Genomic DNA, 3,644 nt, shown 5'->3' on the forward strand with positions numbered 1-3,644 from the left:
CTCGCTCTTTGGCACTCATTGTGATCAGTCCTCCTTCCAATGAGGCACCTCCTTATCAGGATTGCCTCTGTTTTACTCCCTTTTGCAAAAGAGGACATTTCTATCGAGTTATTAAGAGGACATTATCATAGAGTTACAACAATCCCTCTTATTAACGCAGAATTAACCTCGCCGAAATCTTCCGTAAACATTAGGATGCTGCCTCCAGTCTAAATGCGCAATACAAAGCAACCAGAGTAGCCAGAAAACCAGATGTCAGAACCCCTCTTGCCAAGTCCATGATGTATATGAGAAACTTTGTTACGAGTGCTGGGGTAGATCTGTCGGAAACAGCTTCAGACCATCAAAGGGGGTGTTGCTATGACGGGAATACCAGAGAAGGATGCAAAGAGGTTTCTGGCCGATGTGCCTGAGGAGTATGTATTCTGGTGCTCCAATGGCCATATCCTGAGGAACATGCGGGAACTCGCCGAGGCTCTTAACACGATGGCAGACAAGACCTTTGCCTACCACTCAAATGCGCAGAAGAATGACTTCAGCAACTGGGTGAGGGATATTATCAGAGATGATGAACTGGCAAGCGGTCTCATGAAGGCATCAAGCCGAACAAAGGCGGCAGAGGTCGTCTCAGAAAGAATATCCTCCCTCACCAAGAGCGAAAAACCACTCAAGAAGACATCCCCGAGCAAAACCCGCCGCAGCACGTCACCACTAAGATAGCAGAGCAAGATTGACTACAACGATCAGAAAGGCCGTGATCACTGCCGCAGGCTGGGGCACCAGATTTTTGCCGCTGACAAAGTCTCAGCCCAAGGAAATGCTGCCGCTTCTGAACAAACCGCTGATCCAGTACAGCGTAGAGGAGGCAATTGCCTGCGGCGTGGAGCTGGTGGTTATTGTCACTGCTTTGGGCAAGAGAACGATGGAGGATTACTTTGACCACTCCTTCGAACTCGAACATATGCTGGAGCAGCAGGGCAAGAGCAAACTGGCAGAAGAGATTCGCCGCCTGTCCAACATGGTCGATATCTGCTACGTCCGCCAGAAGGAACAGCTAGGGCTGGGGCATGCTGTTCTGACCACCAAGCATGTGGTAGGCAATGAGCCCTTTATCCTGCTTCTCCCCGATGATATCTTTGAACAAAGGGAACTAGTACTGAAACACATGCTTGGGATTTGTGAACGCTATGGGAGCAGCGTTATTGCTGTCAAAAAGGTGGCTGAAGGCGAAGTGGGCAGATACGGTATCATTAAGCCCAGAGAAATAGCAAATCACATCTATGAAGTCCATGACCTGGTGGAAAAGCCAGAACCCCGGGAAGCCCCCTCTAATCTGGCTATCATGGGCAGATACGTTCTGAAACCAGAGATCTTTGCAGCCCTGGAAGATACCCGGCCCGGCAGGAACCGCGAGATTCAGATAACAGACGCCCTGAAACGTCTGGCCCAGGAACATCCCATACATGCCTACGAGTTCGAAGGGGCGCACTACGATGCCGGTACTCTTTTGGGTTGGCTGAAAACAACTGTAGCCCTGGGGCTAAAAGACCCTGATATCGGGCCAGAATTGAGGAACTATCTCACCACGATACTCTGAGGTTCTCGCAACCCTCAGGGGACTGCTCCTTCGACCTCTGCAGTCGGAGCGATGATCTTCTCTCCTGTTACCCCTCCAACGGCAGCCACTATCCTAACCGCGTATCCATGAACTCGGCAGGCGGCATCCTATGGGGTGGGATTAGGAGCAACTGGTGTAGGATTAGGAGCAACATTGTTCGCAGGATAAGCTCTCGGCTGGTCACTCCGTCTCGGAGTCATCCTTGGCCGGCGCGTGTGGTGTCTCTCCACTACCCTCCAAAGGCCCTTGAAGAAGTTCTGGTTCATCAGATGCCTGTTATCCGCTATTTCCAGGAGATTCTTGGATATATTACTTTCGAAATAGGCCACTTCGACATGCTTACCCATGTTCTTCACTGCCTGAAGAGCATAGGCAAAGTCGCCATCCCCGCTGACCAATACGGCCACATCATAAAGGCCGTTCCAGGCGAAATGAAGCAGGTCCGTAGCCAGCATAATATCGATGCCCTTTTCCACCGGCACACCCTGCGACAGCTTGGTGCCGCCCAGGCGAACCTCCAGATACGGCGTCTTGCGCAAGACATCAAGAAATTCCTGTTGCTCCCGATAGCCTTCAGGTCGCTGGGTCGGATCCTGGAGAACATTGTAATAATACGTTCGGAACAGCGGTCGCCCTCCACATAACTTAGTGGTGAACTCAACAAAATTGAGATCAACCCGCGCGCAGTTATCCCGAAGAGCATGATAAAGGTTGCTCCCATCGATGAATATGGCTACTCGGTTTTCCACGTTAAACCCCCTTAAAATGTTTTCTGCAACCTATTATGGCAGCGTTATGAGGTGCACTGTTGGGCTGAAGTCAGCTTAAAGGCAGTTCTGTTTCGCTTATCCAGGCCCAGCTTGTCTCTAATACAGGCAGTAAACCGATCCACAATCCACCAGTAATGTTCGGTGGGGATACGATCCTTAGGTACATCGGGAACCTCATTGAAAGCATCGATAACCCAGGACTGCCCCTTGTTATCTGCGCACCATTCTACCACATTAGCATCCATATCCAGAGCCGAATTCAGCCGGATGATTTGTTCTGCCAGCTTCGCCCTCGTACCATCAATATCCGTTGAGTCGGTATAGAGATACTCCCCCAGTCCAAAAGGTCTGGGAATCCACTTCACAAACAACACGTCTTTCTGATCAATACAGAAGATGCGGTAATATTCCTCATAATGAACCTTCTGCTGTACCAGCCAGGTCTTGCCTGAACCTACGGCGTATCGCCCCTTCAATTCTGCCGGAGTGTTCACTTCATAGACATCTTCCCAGGCATATCCATCTACGGGCTTCAAGATACAGGGGAAACCTACTTCGTCAGCAATCCTGTCCCAAGATGGCTCCGTCACCATATCCGATATCTTGTCCCGAACTACCGGATCGGGCAGAACGATAGACTTGGGAAAGGATATCCCAAGAAACTGGCATATGCTGGCGTCCACCAGTTTGCTGCCTACTGAGGCAGTGAAAGGGTTATTTATCACATAAGTACCATCCAGAGACATATTCTTGACCATTTCTTTCAGATAAGGGAAGCAAAAACTCATCCGGTCCACAACCACTTTGTAATCACTGGTGACAGGAACAGATCGATCAGCAAAGGAGAGAAACTCTACCGGCAGATCGCCCAACTTGGATACCACATCATTAATGAAGGGGTCATTCCTCAGTTCGAGGATGCCTATCTTATTCAGCTTCATAGCTGTCCGCAGTCCCAAGCATCGATTTTGCCCCAGTATAACATAACAACCATCGTCTGAACCACAACAACAACAACACCTCAATCAATCGGTAGTGTATCATTTTGATTATGCAAAGTTTCTGATAATAGGATACAATCATATTATGGTCCGCAAACTAGGTAATAAGCATCCTGTTGTAACTCTATGATAATGTCCTCTTAATAACTCGATAGAAATGTCCTCTTTTGCAAAAGGGAGTAAAACAGAGGCAATCCTGATAAGGAGGTGCCTCATTGGAAGGAGGACTGATCACAATGAGTGCCAAAGAGCGAG

General features: G+C 49.2%; 4 protein-coding genes. 2 read left to right on the top strand and 2 right to left on the bottom strand.

Translation table 11 applies throughout. The features are described 5' to 3' along the window. Positions 1–360: 360 nt before the first annotated feature. Entirely contained in the window at positions 361–720 is a 360-nt protein-coding gene (locus NTZ04_04635; protein MCX5991602.1) for a hypothetical protein, read from the top strand. Between the two features lie 10 nt (positions 721–730). Next, positions 731–1,597, top strand: coding sequence for a UTP--glucose-1-phosphate uridylyltransferase GalU (gene galU / locus NTZ04_04640; protein ID MCX5991603.1), 867 nt, complete (start codon positions 731–733; stop codon positions 1,595–1,597). 128 nt (positions 1,598–1,725) lie between these two features. On the opposite strand, the gene NTZ04_04645 is transcribed toward galU, so the two are convergent. Continuing rightward, positions 1,726–2,367: an NYN domain-containing protein gene (locus NTZ04_04645; protein ID MCX5991604.1), complete on the bottom strand. Its 642-nt coding sequence runs from the start codon at positions 2,365–2,367 to the stop codon at positions 1,726–1,728. Positions 2,368–2,411: 44 nt separating this feature from the next. After that, complete coding sequence (locus NTZ04_04650) at positions 2,412–3,329, bottom strand: hypothetical protein (protein ID MCX5991605.1); 918 nt, start codon at positions 3,327–3,329, stop codon at positions 2,412–2,414. Positions 3,330–3,644: the final 315 nt, after the last annotated feature.

Source organism: Chloroflexota bacterium (genome assembly GCA_026389585.1).
GTDB lineage: Bacteria > Chloroflexota > Dehalococcoidia > UBA2247 > RBG-13-53-26 > JAPLHP01.